This is a genomic window from Pseudomonas cichorii, from assembly GCF_003700275.1.
Lineage (GTDB): Bacteria > Pseudomonadota > Gammaproteobacteria > Pseudomonadales > Pseudomonadaceae > Aquipseudomonas > Aquipseudomonas cichorii_B.
The window spans coordinates 16359-32357 of sequence record NZ_RBRE01000048.1; the positions used below are offsets into that span (position 1 = coordinate 16359).

12 protein-coding genes are annotated in these 15999 nt (G+C 59.4%); 10 read left to right on the forward strand and 2 right to left on the reverse strand.

Annotated features, from left to right (window positions below; all coding sequences use genetic code 11):
- The first annotated feature begins 36 nt into the window (after positions 1 to 36).
- The 10 genes from ALQ04_RS13185 to ALQ04_RS13230 all read left to right on the forward strand — a co-directional run bounded on the left by ALQ04_RS13185 (position 37) and on the right by ALQ04_RS13230 (position 15011).
- Complete coding sequence (locus tag ALQ04_RS13185; protein ID WP_122316199.1) at positions 37 to 639, forward strand: LysE/ArgO family amino acid transporter; 603 nt, start codon at positions 37 to 39, stop codon at positions 637 to 639.
- 211 nt (positions 640 to 850) lie between these two features.
- Entirely contained in the window at positions 851 to 1432 is a 582-nt protein-coding gene (sodB, locus tag ALQ04_RS13190; protein ID WP_122316200.1) for a superoxide dismutase [Fe], read from the forward strand.
- Between the two features lie 242 nt (positions 1433 to 1674).
- On the forward strand, positions 1675 to 2781 hold the full coding sequence (locus ALQ04_RS13195; protein ID WP_122316201.1) for a pyridoxal phosphate-dependent aminotransferase: 1107 nt from the start codon (positions 1675 to 1677) through the stop codon (positions 2779 to 2781).
- Positions 2782 to 3110: 329 nt separating this feature from the next.
- A complete protein-coding gene (locus ALQ04_RS13200; protein ID WP_122316202.1) occupies positions 3111 to 5162 on the forward strand; it encodes a bifunctional diguanylate cyclase/phosphodiesterase in 2052 nt (683 codons plus the stop codon).
- A 198-nt stretch (positions 5163 to 5360) separates the two neighbouring features.
- Entirely contained in the window at positions 5361 to 6713 is a 1353-nt protein-coding gene (locus tag ALQ04_RS13205; RefSeq protein ID WP_122316203.1) for an imelysin family protein, read from the forward strand.
- 250 nt (positions 6714 to 6963) lie between these two features.
- Positions 6964 to 8391 (forward strand): di-heme oxidoredictase family protein, encoded by a 1428-nt coding sequence (locus tag ALQ04_RS13210; RefSeq protein WP_122316204.1) that lies wholly within the window; start codon positions 6964 to 6966, stop codon positions 8389 to 8391.
- Positions 8392 to 8419: 28 nt separating this feature from the next.
- Positions 8420 to 9484 carry an imelysin family protein gene (locus ALQ04_RS13215; RefSeq protein ID WP_122316205.1) on the forward strand — a complete coding sequence of 355 codons (1065 nt, stop codon included), beginning with the start codon at positions 8420 to 8422 and terminating at the stop codon, positions 9482 to 9484.
- Between the two features lie 17 nt (positions 9485 to 9501).
- Complete coding sequence (locus tag ALQ04_RS13220) at positions 9502 to 10602, forward strand: DUF1513 domain-containing protein (RefSeq protein ID WP_122316224.1); 1101 nt, start codon at positions 9502 to 9504, stop codon at positions 10600 to 10602.
- A 180-nt stretch (positions 10603 to 10782) separates the two neighbouring features.
- Complete coding sequence (locus ALQ04_RS13225; protein WP_122316206.1) at positions 10783 to 11934, forward strand: efflux RND transporter periplasmic adaptor subunit; 1152 nt, start codon at positions 10783 to 10785, stop codon at positions 11932 to 11934.
- Positions 11935 to 11948: 14 nt separating this feature from the next.
- A complete protein-coding gene (locus ALQ04_RS13230; RefSeq protein ID WP_122316207.1) occupies positions 11949 to 15011 on the forward strand; it encodes a multidrug efflux RND transporter permease subunit in 3063 nt (1020 codons plus the stop codon).
- A 39-nt stretch (positions 15012 to 15050) separates the two neighbouring features.
- Here ALQ04_RS13230 and ALQ04_RS13235 read toward each other — a convergent pair whose 3' ends face one another.
- The gene (locus tag ALQ04_RS13235; protein WP_122316208.1) at positions 15051 to 15275 is read right to left on the reverse strand and encodes a hypothetical protein; all 225 of its coding nucleotides are present in this window, start codon (positions 15273 to 15275) and stop codon (positions 15051 to 15053) included.
- A gap of 2 nt (positions 15276 to 15277) precedes the next feature.
- Positions 15278 to 15994, reverse strand: coding sequence for a lipopolysaccharide kinase InaA family protein (locus ALQ04_RS13240; RefSeq protein WP_122316209.1), 717 nt, complete (start codon positions 15992 to 15994; stop codon positions 15278 to 15280).
- Positions 15995 to 15999: the final 5 nt, after the last annotated feature.

The following is a 15999-nucleotide window of genomic DNA, read 5'->3' on the forward strand; positions in this document are numbered from 1 at the left end:
AATCGCCACCTACCCCTGCATTGCGGAACTGATTTTATGTGGCAAAGTTATTTTAACGGCCTGTTGGTCGCAGCCGGCCTGATCATGGCCATCGGTGCACAGAATGCTTTTGTACTGGCGCAGGGCCTGAGACGCGAATATCACGTACCCGTGGCGCTGCTGTGCATTGTCTGCGATGCGTTGCTGGTGGCTGCCGGTGTTTTCGGCCTGGCCAATGTCCTGGTGCAGAACCCGACACTGCTGGCGATAGCGCGCTGGGGCGGCGTGCTGTTCCTGAGCTGGTACGGCTTGCAGGCGCTGCGCCGGGCCTGCTCACGCCAGAGCCTGGAAAAAAGCCAGGTGGTGGGCCAGCGTTCGCGCAAGGCGGTGTTGCTCAGCGCCCTGGCTGTAACGCTGCTCAACCCGCATGTCTATCTCGATACGGTCCTGCTGATCGGCTCGCTGGGCGCCCAGCAAAGCGTGCCGGGTGCCTATGTCGCAGGCGCTGCCAGTGCTTCTCTGCTGTGGTTCTCGACGCTGGCAATCGGCGCAGCCTGGCTCGCCCCATGGCTGGCCCGTCCCGCAACCTGGAGATTACTCGATCTGATGGTGGCGGTGATGATGTTCAGCGTGGCGGCTCAATTGATCAGGGCAAATTGATCGGCGCAAGTTGATAAACATTTTTCGTGACCATTGGGTCAATCGCTCTGGAACCTCTATCCCACACAGTTGTTGCGTGGTTATGCCAGAGGGCCGGTGCTATGATCCGGGGTCTGCGCCGCAAAAGAGTAAAACTCCCGGTGCATGCTGTATCTGGCCGCCCGTGATCGGCCGTGCGATTACCGCAACTGACCTGATAAGGAGATAAACCATGGCTTTTGAATTGCCACCGCTGCCCTATGCAAAAGACGCTCTGGTGCCGCACATTTCCGCTGAGACACTGGAATATCACCACGACAAGCACCACAACACCTACGTCGTGAACCTGAATAACCTGGTGCCAGGCACCGAGTTCGAAGGCAAGACCTTGGAAGAAATCATCAAGACTTCTTCGGGCGGTATCTTCAACAACGCCGCTCAGGTCTGGAACCACACTTTCTACTGGGAATGCCTGTCGCCAAACGGCGGCGGCGAACCAACCGGCGCTCTGGCAGATGCCATCACCGCTGCATTCGGCTCTTTCGACAAGTTCAAGGAAGAGTTCAGCAAGACTTCCATCGGCACTTTCGGTTCCGGCTGGGGCTGGCTGGTGAAAAAGGCTGACGGCTCCCTGGCTCTGGCCAGCACCATCGGCGCAGGCAACCCGCTGACCAGCGGCGACACTCCGCTGCTGACCTGCGACGTCTGGGAACACGCTTACTACATCGACTACCGCAACCTGCGTCCAAAATACGTTGAAGCATTCTGGAACCTGGTGAACTGGGACTTCGTGGCCAAGCAATACGCTGCCTGATTCCTGCTTCAGTCAAAAAACCCGGCCATGCCGGGTTTTTTATTGCCTGGGCTTCAAGCCTTTGATTTAAAAAGATTCTGGCTCCATCACACGCAAGTCCTGCGGACAGTCCCCGCACCGCTCTGTAAATATCCTTCGCTTGCTATCGTTTCCTTCAACGAAACCCCCGCCACTCAAGCCTTGCGCAACATTAATGTGCCATTACGAGTGCAGACGCCCGCAACCAACAAGGGACTAACTCCATGTCATCGGTCAGCCGTCGTTCTTTCGTGACCCTCTCCGCCCTGGCCTCCGCAAGCCTGGTGCTGCCGCAAGTCAGTTCAGCCACAGCGCAGAACAACCAGCCGGCCCGCAGCGACAAGATTCATCTCAACTTCAATGAAAGCCATTTAGGCCCGTCTCACCTGGCCCTGGAAAAGATGCAGGATGGCGCCGCGTCCACAGGCCGCTATCACTACGGCGCGCAATTGAAACTGATCGAACTGTTTGCCAGACAGAACCGCATACCCAGCGATTACGTGCACGCCTACAGCGGCTCGCGTGAACCCTTGCAGTACGCGATTGCCGCGTTCACCGATGAACACCGGGGCCTCGCTCTCGCCACGCCTTCCTACGACGCGCCGGTCGAAGCCGCCCACAGCCAGAACGTCACGATTCATGAAGTGCCGCTGCGCCCCGATGGCAGCCATGATCTCGATGCCATGCTCAAGGCCGACAGAACGCCAGGCCTGATCTACATCTGCAACCCCAATAACCCGACCGGAACGGTGACCGCGCAGCAGCAGATCGAGCAAGCCATTCTCGGCAAACCCGAAGGTACGGTGGTGCTGATCGATGAGGCGTACATTCATTTCTCGGATGCTCCCAGCCTGGTCCCGCTGGCCGCCACGCGCAAGGATGTGCTGGTGCTGCGGACCTTCTCCAAACTCTACGGAATGGCCGGCGCCAGACTGGGTTTCGCGATAGGCCATCCCGAACTGCTGGAGAAGATCGAAGTCTGGGGCGGCAACAACTTTGTGCCGCTGCCTGCGGCCATGGGCGGTATCGCCAGTCTTGAAGACCCCGATCTGGTCCGGCAGCGCAAACTGCTCAATGGCAAGGTGCGCGAACAGACCCGAAGCTTTCTCGCCAGCCATGGATTCACCTGTACCGCTTCCCAGGCCAACTGCTTCATGATCGATACCGGGCATCCGGCCGAACGGGTCATCGAAGGGCTGGCCAGACGCGGGATTCTGATTGGCAGGAAGTGGGATGTCTGGCCGACCTGGGTGCGCGTCAGCATCGGCACCGAAGCCGAAATGCAAACATTCCGCGAGGCTTTTCTGGAGGTTGTGCAGCAACTGGCCTGATCCCCGGAGCAGCAACCGCTCTGGCACAAGCCTCTGCCCTCACCCACGTGCGGCGGGGGCATTCAGCCTGCGATCCGACGCCCCAGCTTTGCGTGTTGCCAGAAAGCAATAGCAGACTAATATTACTTCTTGTATTTGCAGAGTCCTGCTCAAGTTCCATGCATACTTGTCCGACACAGTGGAATCGTCCGGAGTCAGAGTTTCGGGCAAACAGGGCAAGGAAAGCAGAAGTCGACCTGACGAGAAGCGCTCTCGACACAGGCTGGCACAGCTGGTTTTTCGATGGTTGTAGGGTTGCACGCTCCCGGCACGAATTAAGGAATGACCATTTGAAGCTGGAACTCAAACACAGCTTGTCGGTTAAGTTGCTGCGCGTGGTACTGCTGTCAGCGCTGCTCGTAGGCGTTGTGTTGAGTTGCGCGCAAATTGTCTTCGATGCCTACAAGACACGCCAGAACGTGGCCAGCGATGCCGAACGCATCCTCGACATGTTCCGCGATCCTTCGACCCAGGCGGTGTACAGCCTTGACCGGGAAATGGGCATGCAGGTCATCGAGGGCCTGTTTCAGGACAATTCCGTGCGCATGGCTTCCATCGGCCACCCGAACGAAACCTTGCTGGCAGAAAAAGAACGCCCTCTGAAAAACTCTTCCTCGCGCTGGCTGACAGACGTCATTCTCGGCCAGGAGCGCAGCTTCACGACTCAACTGGTCGGCCGCAGCCCCTACAGCGAATACTACGGCGACCTGCGCATCACGCTGGATACCGCCAACTACGGCGAGAGCTTCATCATCAATGCCGTGATCATTTTCATTTCCGGCGTGTTGCGCGCACTGGCAATGGGTCTGGTGCTGTATCTGGTCTATCACTGGCTGCTGACCAAACCGCTGTCCAGAATCATCGAGCACCTGACCAGCATCAACCCGGATCGCCCCAGCGAGCATCAATTGCCGCTGCTCAAGGGCCATGAAAAGAACGAGCTGGGGATCTGGGTCAATACCGCCAATCAATTGCTGGCCTCCATCGAGCGCAACACCCACTTGCGCCACGAAGCCGAGAACAGTCTGCAACGCATGGCCCAGTACGACTTCCTGACCGGCCTGCCCAATCGCTTGCAACTGCAGATCCAGCTGGACAAGATCCTGGTCGACGCCGGGCGCCTGCAACGCCGCGTTGCCGTGCTGTGTGTCGGCCTCGATGATTTCAAAGGCATCAACGAGCAGTTCAGCTATCAGACCGGCGACCAGTTGCTGCTGGCACTGGCAGATCGGTTGCGCGCCCACAGCGGACGGCTCGGCGCTCTGGCGCGGCTCGGTGGCGATCAGTTCGCCCTGGTCCAGGCGGATATAGAACAACCCTACGAAGCTGCGGAACTGGCGCAAAACATCCTGGATGATCTGGAAGCCCCGTTCGCCCTGGATCTACAGGAAATCCGCCTGCGCGCGACCATTGGCATCACGCTGTTCCCGGAAGATGGCGACAGCACCGAAAAGCTGCTGCAGAAAGCCGAACAGACCATGACCCTGGCCAAGACGCGCTCGCGTAACCGCTACCAGTTCTATATCGCCAGTGTCGACAGCGAAATGCGCCGTCGTCGCGAGCTGGAAAAAGACCTGCGCGAAGCCATGCCGCGCAACCAGCTGTATCTGGTCTATCAACCGCAGATCAGCTATCGCGACCATCGCGTGATGGGCGTCGAGGCATTGATTCGCTGGCAGCATCCAGAACACGGTCTGGTTCCGCCGGATGTCTTCATTCCGCTGGCCGAACAGAACGGCACCATTATCGCCATCGGTGAATGGGTGCTCGACCAGGCTTGTCGGCAGTTACGCGAATGGCACGACCAGGGCTTCACCGAGTTGCGCATGGCGGTCAACCTGTCCACCGTGCAACTGCACCACTCGGAACTGCCACGGGTGGTCAACAACCTGCTGCAGATCTATCGCCTGCCGCCGCGCAGCCTGGAGCTGGAAGTCACCGAAACCGGTCTGATGGAAGATATCAACACCGCCGCCCAGCACTTGCTCAGCCTGCGCCGCTCCGGGGCGCTGATCGCGATTGACGACTTCGGCACCGGCTATTCGTCCCTGAGCTATCTCAAGAGTCTGCCGCTGGACAAGATCAAGATCGACAAGAGTTTCGTGCAGGACCTGATCGACGACGATGACGACGCGACCATCGTACGCGCCATCATCCAGTTGGGTAAAAGCCTCGGCATGCAGGTGATTGCCGAAGGCGTGGAAACCACCGAACAGGAAGCCTATATCATCTCCGAGGGTTGCCACGAAGGTCAGGGCTATCTGTACAGCAAACCCCTGCCCGCCCGTGAAATCCTGCCTTACCTCAAACAATCGCAACGCAGCCAGGCAGAGGTGTTGTAGAAGCGAATTCATTCGCGAATGAATTCGCTCCTGCGATCAGTTTCTGGTTGTCCTGAAACCGACAGTTACAAGTAGTGGAATACTCGTCCACGACTTTAAGGGCTTTATGCCTTTACACCGAATGCAAATCTTTCGCATTATGTCGCAGTTTTTCTGGGCGCCCGGCGCCATAAACTCCCTTAGACGCAGGATTTCGTCATGATTCGTATGCCTCTGGCAACAGCTAGTCTGCTGGCCATAGCTATCTCCCTCGCCGGTTGTGGCGAAGGCAAGGACAAGGCCGCCGCACCCGCTCCTGCTGCGGCTCCTGTGACTCCGGCAGCAGCGCCTGCCACACCCGCTCCAGCCGCTGCCTCCCAGACTGACGACGCTGCCGCGAAGGCCGTGGTCGCCAACTACGCCAACATGGTCTATGCCGTGTTCAGCGATGCCGAAAACGCTGCCAAGAACCTGAGCACCGCTGTCGATGCCTTCCTGGCCAAGCCGAATGACCAGACGCTCAAGGCCGCCCGTGACGCCTGGGTTGCCGCCCGCGTGCCTTACATGCAGAGCGAAGTCTTCCGCTTCGGCAACACCATCATCGACGACTGGGAAGGACAGGTTAACGCCTGGCCCCTGGACGAAGGCCTGATCGACTACGTTGCCAAGGATTACCAGCACGCACTGGGCAACCCGGGCGCTACCGCCAACATCATCGCCAACACGGAAATCCAGGTCGGCGAAGACAAGGTCGACGTCAAGGAAATTACTGCCGAGAAACTCGCCAGCCTCAATGAGCTGGGCGGCTCCGAAGCCAACGTTGCCACTGGCTACCACGCCATCGAATTCCTGCTCTGGGGCCAGGACCTGAACGGCACCGGCCCTGGCGCCGGCGCACGCCCAGCCAGCGACTACCTTGAAGGTAACGGTGCAACCGGCGGCCACAACGATCGTCGTCGCGCCTACCTCAAGGCCGTGACCGAACTGCTGGTCACCGACCTGGAAGAAATGTCGGGCAACTGGAAAGCCGGTGTAGCGGATAACTACCGTGCCACTCTGGAAGCGGAGTCCGGCGAAAACGGCTTGCGCAAAATGCTGTTCGGCATGGGCAGCCTGTCGCTGGGCGAACTGGCTGGCGAACGCATGAAAGTAGCTCTGGAAGCCAACTCCAGCGAAGACGAGCACGACTGCTTCAGCGACAACACGCACAACTCGCACTTCTACAACGGCAAAGGTATCCGCAACGTCTACCTGGGCGAATACACCCGCACCGACGGCAGCAAGATCAGCGGCCCGAGCATCTCGTCCCTGGTCGCCAAGGTTGACCCGGCTGCCGACGCCACCCTGCGCGCCGACCTGGACGATACCCAGGCCAAGCTGCAAGTGATCGTCGACCACGCCAACAAGGGCGAACACTTCGACCAGTTGATCGCAGCCGGCAACACCGCCGGCAATCAGGTAGTCCGTGACGCCATCGCGGCTCTGGTCAAGCAGACCGGCGCCATCGAACAGGCTGCCGGCAAGCTGGGCATCACCGACCTGAACCCGGACAACGCCGATCACGACTTCTGATCAGTGAAGTAACCGAAGATTCGGGCCTGCAACATCGAATGCCAGTCAGTTTTGCTGACTGGCATTTTTTTCAAAGGGTTTTGCTCACGAAGTTTCCAATGTCGAGATGTGTGCAAGAAGGTAGTGCATACGTCTGCCATTTCGTAACAATACATTGCCTCAAGCCCGGCAAACGATAACTCCTCTTATTCAAAGCGCATCAGGCTGATAAGCTTGCTCGCCCTGATTTTTGGCTCTTTGCAGAATTCGTATGAGTATGCCGCTGCGCCTGTCCCTTGTTATGTTCTCGGCCCTGGTCCTGATCGCGTGCGATGACGCGCCGCGTTTCACTGAGGCGGAACCTGGCGAGGCGCTTTCCGGTGGCGCGGCTACGGTAAAGAAAAGCGATCAGAACGCCTTCTCCATGCCCTCGGCCAACCTCTCGCCAGTGCGCAGGCTGGACTTCAGTGTCGGCAACAGTTTCTTCCGCAATCCCTGGGTCATCGCGCCCTCAACCACCATCGCCCGTGACGGGTTGGGTCCGCTGTTCAATACCAATGCCTGTCAGAACTGCCACATCAAGGATGGTCGTGGTCATCCGCCAGAGCCGGGCGACAGCAATGCGGTGTCGATGCTGGTCAGGCTCTCTATTCCGGACGGCCCGGCGTATGCCGAGATCATCAAGCGCAATGGCGTGGTGCCCGAGCCGACTTATGGCGTGCAGCTACAGGACATGGCAATTCCCGGCGTCGCGCCGGAAGGCAAGGTGCGGGTCGAGTACGATCCCCTGAGCATCCGCTTTCGCGACGGCACCAGCGTGGAGTTGCGCCAGCCGACCCTGCGCATCACTCAATTGGGCTACGGCCCGATGCATCCCGACACCCACGCATCGGCACGGATTGCACCGCCCATGATCGGCCTGGGGCTGCTTGAGGCGATCCCCGAAGCTGCGATCCTGGCCAATGCCGATCCGGATGACAGGAATGACGATGGCATCTCCGGACGCGCCAACTGGGTCTGGGACGATGTGCAGCAAAAAGTCGTCATGGGGCGCTTCGGCTGGAAGGCCGGACAACCCACTCTCAATCAGCAGAATGTTCATGCGTTCGCCGGTGACATGGGCCTGACCACCAGCCTGAAGACCGAGGATGACTGCACTCCTGCGCAAAACAGTTGCCGCAACGCCCCGAACGGCAATGGCCCCGCCGGCGAACCCGAGGTCAGCGACAATATTCTGCGGCTGGTGGAGTTCTACACCCGCAACCTGGGGGTTCCGGCCCGACGCAACGTGGCTGACCCACAAGTGCTGGCGGGCAAGAACCTGTTCTTCAAGGCCGGCTGCCAACAATGCCACACGCCACAATTCACCACCCGCGCCGATGCCGCCGAGCCGGAGCTGGCCAATCAGGTGATTCGTCCCTACAGCGACCTGCTGCTGCACGATATGGGCGAAGGCCTGGCCGACAACCGGACAGAGTTTCAGGCCAATGGCCGCGAATGGCGCACGCCGCCATTGTGGGGACTGGGCCTGACCGGTACTGTCAGCGGCCATACCCAATTGCTGCATGATGGTCGCGCTCGCAACGTGATGGAGGCGATACTGTGGCACGGTGGCGAAGCCCAGGCAGCACAGCGGCAGGTACTGGCTTTCGATGCCGAGCAGCGTGCGGCGCTGTTGGCGTTCCTGAATTCGTTATAAGTATTCTCTTTAAAGTAAGGAGCCGGACATGTTCCGACCCAAGTTGTTGTTTACCAGCCTTGCGGCCCTGGCACTGGGTGCCTGCTCGCCCTCCGATCCTCAGGCCGTCACTTCTGCCGCCATTGCCAAGCAGGTGATCCTGCCGACCTACAGCCGCTGGGTCGATGCCGATCGCCAACTGGCCAGCAGCGCCCTTGCCTTCTGCCAGGGCAAGACCGACCTGGAGAGCGCCCGCGCCGACTTCCTGAAAGCACAGAAGACCTGGGCCGAGTTGCAACCCTTGCTGATCGGGCCGCTGGCCGAGGGCAATCGTGCCTGGCAAGTACAGTTCTGGCCGGACAAGAAGAATCTGGTCGGACGTCAGGTCGAACAACTGGTCACCGCCCAGCCGCAGATCAATGCCGAAGAACTGTCCAAGGCCAGCGTCGTGGTTCAGGGTCTGTCTGCTTACGAATACATTCTGTTCGATGCCGGTATCGACATGGCCAACGCCGAGCAGAAAGCCCGTTACTGCCCGCTGTTGATGGCCATCGGTGAACGCCAGAAGATCCTCGCCGAAGAAATCCTCAGCCGCTGGAACAGCAACGACGGCATGCTCGCGCAACTGAGCAAGTTTCCCAACACTCGCTACGCAGATTCCCACGAGGCTATCGCCGAAGTACTGCGCGTACAGGTCACAGCACTAGACAGCCTGAAGAAAAAGCTCGGCACGCCTCTGGGCCGCCAGACCAAGGGCACGCCACAACCTTTCCAGGCAGACTCCTGGCGCAGCAAGTCTTCGCTCAGCAGCCTGGAAGCGAGCCTGAGCAGTGCTGAAGCCGTCTGGGCCGGTGTGGATAACAAAGGCCTGCGTGGTTTGTTGCCCGCCGAGCAGAAACCTCTGGCCGACAAGATCGACGCGGCCTACGCTGCCAGCCGCAAACTGCTGTCAGAGCTCAAGCCGCCACTGGCCGACCTGCTGGCTTCCGATGCTGGCCGCCAGCAGCTCAATGCGTTTTACGACAGCCTGAACGTGGTGCATCGCCTGCATGAAGGCGAACTGGCCAAGGCTCTGGGTATTCAGTTGGGCTTCAACGCCAACGACGGCGATTGATCGAGAGGTTGTAGATGATGTTGCGACGCCAGGCCCTGGCCCTCGGCAGCCTGCTGCTCAGCGCGTGTACGCTGGGCGGCTGGACACTGTTTCGGCAAAAGGACAAAAGCCCGCTGCTGCTGTCCGCCCGTGACGATGGCGACGGCGGACACTATGCAGTGGCTTACCGGCTCGACGGCACGCAGGTATTCGCGACCCGGGTCGCCCAGCGCTGCCATGACATCATCAATCACCCGTCATTGCCGCTGGCTGTGTTCATCGCCCGCAGGCCCGGCACCGAAAGCTACCTGATCGACCTGCGCGACGGGCGTCTGCTGCAAACCATCACCTCACAACCCAACCGGCATTTCTATGGCCATGCCGTGATTCATGGCGATGGCGAATGGCTGTACGCCACGGAAAACGACACCAGCGATGCGGGCCGTGGCCTGTTGGGCGTTTATCGTTTTGTCGATGAACGGCTGGTGCATTCGGCAGAAATTCCCACTCACGGCATTGGTCCGCATCAGGTGTCATGGATGCCGGACGGCGAGACGCTGGTGGTCGCCAACGGCGGTATTCGTACCGAGGCCGAAAGCCGGGTCGAGATGAACCTGCATGCCATGGAACCCAGCCTGGTACTTATGCAGCGCGACGGTACGCTGCTGAGCAAGGAAACCCTTTCCCAGCAGATGAACAGCGTGCGTCACATGGGGATTGCCAGCGACGGCACGATTGTCTGCGGTCAGCAGTTCATGGGCGATGCCCACGAGTCCTCCGAGTTGCTGGCGATCAAGCGGCCAGGACAGCCTTTCCAGGCTTTCCCGGTAGCGCAGCAACAGCTACAGGCGATGGGGCATTACACCGCGAGCGTCGCGGTCCATAGCGACCTGCGACTGGTGGCCCTGACTGCCCCGCGTGGCAACCGGTTCTTCATCTGGGACCTGGACAGCGGGGCCTTGAAGCTTGATGCACCACTGCCGGACTGCGCTGGCGTCGGGGCGGTGACCGATGGTTTCGTGGTGACCTCCGGCCAGGGCCGCTGCCGCTTCTACGATTGCCGCCAGGCCGAGTTGCAGGCCCGGCCTCTGGACCTGCCGGCCGGGCTCTGGGACAACCATTTGCATCTGGTCAGCTAATCCATAAATACAAACCTTCGGTAAACGAATTCACTCGCGAAGAAGATCGTGGTGACATTCGCGGTTAAACCGCTCCTGCGCGCCAACAAAAAAGGAAAAGTCCCACACGACATCGGGTTGCAATATCCGGTCGTGGAGCTAGCCTGCTTCTCAGGTTAAATATCTCCAAGGAAGTGCAGTATGGTGCGTCGGCGCATGCTGATCATGCTGGGCTTTGTTCTGCTTGTAGTGCTTATGCTGGCGGGCTACAAGGCGTTCTCCATTTACCAACAGATCCAGCAGTTCAGCGCTCCCAAACCAGCGGTCAGTGTCGCTGTGGCCACGGCCCGCGAGCAGCCCTGGCAAAATCTTCTGCCAGCGATTGGCACCCTCAAGGCCCTGCAGGGCGTCGACCTGAGCCTGGAAATCGCCGGTACGGTAAAAGCCGTACAGTTCGAGTCCGGACAAAAGGTCCGGGTTGGCCAGCCCTTGCTGCAACTGGACAGCGATGTGGAAAAGGGCCAACTGGGCACCGCCGAGGCAGACCTGGGGCTGGCGCAGGTTGAGTACGGGCGCGGTAGCAGGCTGGTAGGCGATCAGGCAATCTCCCGGGGCGATTTCGACAGGCTCGCCGCGCAACAGAAAAAAGCCGCGGCAACCGTCGCCCAGCTCAAGGCCTCGCTGGCCAAGAAACAGATCCTCGCACCGTTCAGCGGTACCATCGGCATTCGTCAGGTCGATGTAGGCGACTATCTGGCCAGTGGCACCGTGATTGCCACCCTGCAGGATCTGAGCAGCCTCTATGTCGACTTCTACGTGCCCGAGCAGGCCGTGCCGAAACTCGCCATCGGTCAGGCCGTCCAGCTCAGTGTCGCGGCCTACCCGCAACAACCTTTTGAAGCACGGGTCAGCGCCATCAACCCCAAGGTCGATGACAGCACCCGAAACGTGCTGATTCGCGCCACCCTGCCCAACCCTGAAAACAGATTGCTGCCGGGAATGTTCGCCAATCTGCAGGTGGTGCTGCCCAGTGCTCCAAACCAGATCGTGGTGCCGGAAAGCGCAATCACCTACACCCTCTACGGCAATTCGGTGTTTGTCGTCGTACCGAAGAAAAACGCCAGCGGCGAGCCGGAAAAGGACGCCCAGGGCCAGCAACAACTGGCGGTCGAACGGCACTTCGTCGAAACCGGTGAGCGTCGCGGCGGGATGGTCATCATAGCCAAGGGGCTTAAGGCCGGCGATCAGGTGGTCAGCGGCGGCCAGCTCAAGCTCGACAACGGCACCCATGTAGCCATCAGCGCCGACAAGACCCTGCCCGCCGATCCGAACAGCCAGCCACGCGCTGACTGAGCAAGGAATTTCCCATGGCATTTACCGATCCGTTCATTCGCCGCCCGGTACTGGCGACCGTGGTCAGCCTGTTGATCGTGCTGCTGGGTTTCCAGGCGTTCAGCAAACTGACCATCCGCCAGTATCCGCAGATGGAAAACGCCATGATCACCGTGACCACGGCGTATCCCGGCGCCAATGCCGAAACCATTCAGGGCTACATTACCCAGCCCCTGCAACAGAGCCTGGCCAGTGCCGAAGGCATCGACTACATGACCTCGGTCAGCCGCCAGAACTTCTCGATCATCACTATCTATGCGCGCATCGGTGCCGACAGCGACCGTCTGTTCACCGAGCTGCTGGCCAAGGCCAACGAAGTCAAGAACAAGCTGCCGCAGGATGCCGAAGACCCGGTATTGAGCAAGGAGGCCGCCAACGCTTCGGCGCTGATGTACATCAGCTTCTACAGCTCCGAACTGAGCAATCCGCAGATCACCGACTACCTGTCACGGGTCATCCAGCCCAAGCTGGCCACATTGCCGGGCATGGCCGAAGCGGAAATCCTCGGTAACCAGGTGTTCGCCATGCGTCTGTGGCTGGACCCGGTACGCATGGCCGGCTTCGGCCTGACGGCAGCGGATGTCACCAATGCGGTACGGCGCTATAACTTCCTGGCAGCGGCGGGCGAGGTCAAGGGCGAATATGTGGTCACCAGCATCAACGCCACCACCGACCTGAAGTCCGCCGAAGCCTTTGCCGCAATCCCGCTGAAAACCGATGGCGACAGTCGAGTGCTGCTTGGGGATGTAGCACGGGTGGAAATGGGCGCCGAGAGTTACAACGCCGTGAGCTCGTTCGATGGTATTCCTTCGGTGTATATCGGCATCAAGGGCACTCCCAGTTCCAATCCGCTGGATGTGATCAAGGAAGTGCGACGCATCATGCCGGAGCTGGAAAGCCAGTTGCCGCCCAGCCTCAAGGTATCCATCGCCTACGACGCGACGCTGTTCATCCAGGCTTCGATCAATGAAGTAGTGAAAACCCTGATCGAAGCGGTATTGATCGTCATCGTGGTGGTGTTCCTGTTCCTCGGTGCGTTGCGCTCTGTGCTGATCCCGGTCATTACCATTCCCCTGTCGATGATCGGGGTCCTGTTCTTCATGCAGTTGATGGGTTATTCGATCAACCTGCTTACCTTGCTGGCCATGGTGCTGGCGATCGGGCTGGTAGTGGACGATGCGATTGTCGTGGTGGAAAACATTCATCGCCATATCGAAGAAGGCAAGACGCCGTTCGACGCGGCCATCGAGGGTGCCCGGGAAATCGCCATGCCCGTGGTATCGATGACCGTCACCCTCGCTGCGGTCTACGCCCCTATAGGCTTTCTGGAGGGCCTGACGGGCGCCCTGTTCAAGGAGTTTGCCCTGACCCTGGCAGGTGCGGTGATCATTTCCGGGATTGTTGCCCTGACCCTCTCACCGATGATGTGCGCCCTGCTATTGCGTCATGACAAAAACAGCGGTGGGCTGGCGCACAAACTCGACAAGCTTTTCGAGCGCCTGAAAGTACGCTATCGACGCATGCTGCATGGCACTCTCGATACCCGTCCGGTGGTTCTGGTGTTCGCGCTGATCGTGCTGTGCCTGATTCCGGTGCTGCTCAAGTTCACCCAGTCGAATCTGGCGCCGGACGAAGACCAGGGCATCATTTTCATGATGGCGACTTCTCCGCAGCCGACCAACCTGGATTACATCAACGCTTACACTGACGAGTTCGTGCAGATATTCCGGGAGTTTCCCGAGTACTACTCGTCGTTCCAGATCAACGGTTTCAATGGTGTGCAGACCGGCGTAGGTGGTTTTCTGCTCAAGCCGTGGGACGAGCGCAGCCGGACCCAGATGGAAATCCTGCCGCAGGTTCAGGCGCGACTGGCGCAGATTCCGGGCCTGCAGATCTTCGGCTTCAACCTGCCCTCGCTGCCGGGCACTGGTGAAGGCCTGCCGTTTCAGTTCGTCATCAACACCCCGAACGATTATGCCGCGCTGCTGGAAGTCGCCGAACGCGTAAAGAAACGCGCCGTGGAATCCGGCAAGTTCGCGTTCATGGATATCGATCTGGCCTTCGACAAGCCTGAGGTGGTGGTCGATATCGACCGTGCCAAGGCGGCGCAGATGGGTGTTTCCATGCAGGATCTGGGCGGCACACTGGCGACTCTGCTGGCCGAGGCGGAAATCAACCGTTTCACCATCGAAGGCCGCAGCTACAAGGTGATTGCCCAGGTAGAGCGACCTTACCGGGACAATCCAGGCTGGTTGAACAACTATTACGTCAGGAACAGCGAAGGCAAGCTGTTGGCGCTGTCCACGCTGATCACTGTCAGCGACCGGGCCAGGCCACGCCAGCTCAACCAGTTCCAGCAGCTCAATTCGGCAATCATTCAGGGCTTTCCCATCGTCAGCATGGGCGAGGCTATTGAAACTGTCCGGCAGATTGCCAGTGAAGAAGCTCCGGCCGGATTCGCTTATGACTACGCGGGCGCGTCACGCCAGTATGTTCAGGAAGGCAGTGCGCTGTGGGTGACCTTTGCCCTGGCACTGGCGATCATCTTTCTGGTGCTGGCTGCCCAGTTCGAGAGTTTCCGCGACCCGCTGGTGATTCTGGTCACGGTGCCGCTGTCGATCTGCGGGGCCTTGATTCCGTTGTTTCTCGGGCTGTCGAGCATGAATATCTACACTCAGGTCGGGCTGGTGACCCTGATCGGCCTAATCAGCAAGCACGGCATCCTGATCGTCGAGTTCGCCAATCAGTTGCGCCACGATAAAGGGCTGTCGGCTCGCGAAGCAGTAGAGGAAGCGGCAGCGATTCGTCTGAGGCCGGTGCTGATGACCACCGCGGCAATGGTATTCGGCATGGTGCCCTTGATACTCGCAACCGGAGCCGGAGCGGTCAGCCGTTTCGATATCGGAATCGTGATTGCGACGGGAATGTCGGTGGGAACGCTGTTTACCCTGTTCGTGCTGCCTTGTGTGTATACATTGCTGGCGGCCCGGTACAAGCCTGCGCACTTACACTCTGAACATCCCGATCCCGCACACTAAAAAGCCCCAAGAAGGGGCTTTGGATAGTTGAAAGTCACTTCAACTTCGAGGCCCGCCTTGAACCAGGCTGTACATCAGAAGCAGCAGATCATGATCGGGCGTCATGCTCGGCGAGCTTTTTACGACACGCGGCAAGGGGCAATGCCCTTCGCCGTTCTGGGCACTGAGTATCTTTGTCGACGGTTGCTCCCAGGCGGCCACGGCAACCGTTGCCGTTGCCAGGGCACCAAGCAGAAACAGACCTCTAGCCACTTCTAGTTTCATCACTACAAGCCTTTGATAGTGCTGCCAAACACTGAATGGTAAAAGTAGACGAGCTTTTGCCAGTCTGCTGTCGTGAACGACGAATGGCGACGAAACTGTTTCATGTCGTGCTGGGCAGCGCCATAAGCGGTCCAGCGACGGCGGCCCTTTTCCAGGTCCAGCAACGCAACTTCCACTCGAGACTGCGCACCCTCGCCGGTCACCCGGACGAATACATGCTTGCTGTACAGGCAACTGTGCTGCCAGCGCGCCAGATGCATGCGCGCCAGAGTAGTGCCGATTTCCTTGAGCATCTGTTCATGCAGCAACTCGCCGCAACGCTCGCGCCCGCCACTGGCGTACCAGTGGTCGAGATCCTCGAAACCATCCAGGGCAGCAGTCACCAGCAAGGCGCGCCACTGGTTGTTGGCATCCTGTTCGGCACCGCAGAACACGATTTCAGGCACGCCAACGTTGACACGGCGCAGTCCTTCGATCGCATCACGCTCACGCAGGACGGTCGGGCGCCCCAGTGGATAACGCCAGCTACGATAGGTATGCCCTGTCTGACGTTTGCTGTAAAGCATCGAACCTTCAGTGGTGTGAATCCGCTGAACACCACTTTCACCACCACGACGAACATTGGGTTCTTCCACCCATTCACCACGCAGGTTCCAGAAGTGGCTAAAGCGATTGTCTTTGGATATACGCATCGGTTTCCCTAAAGCCTGAGCACTCATCCCGA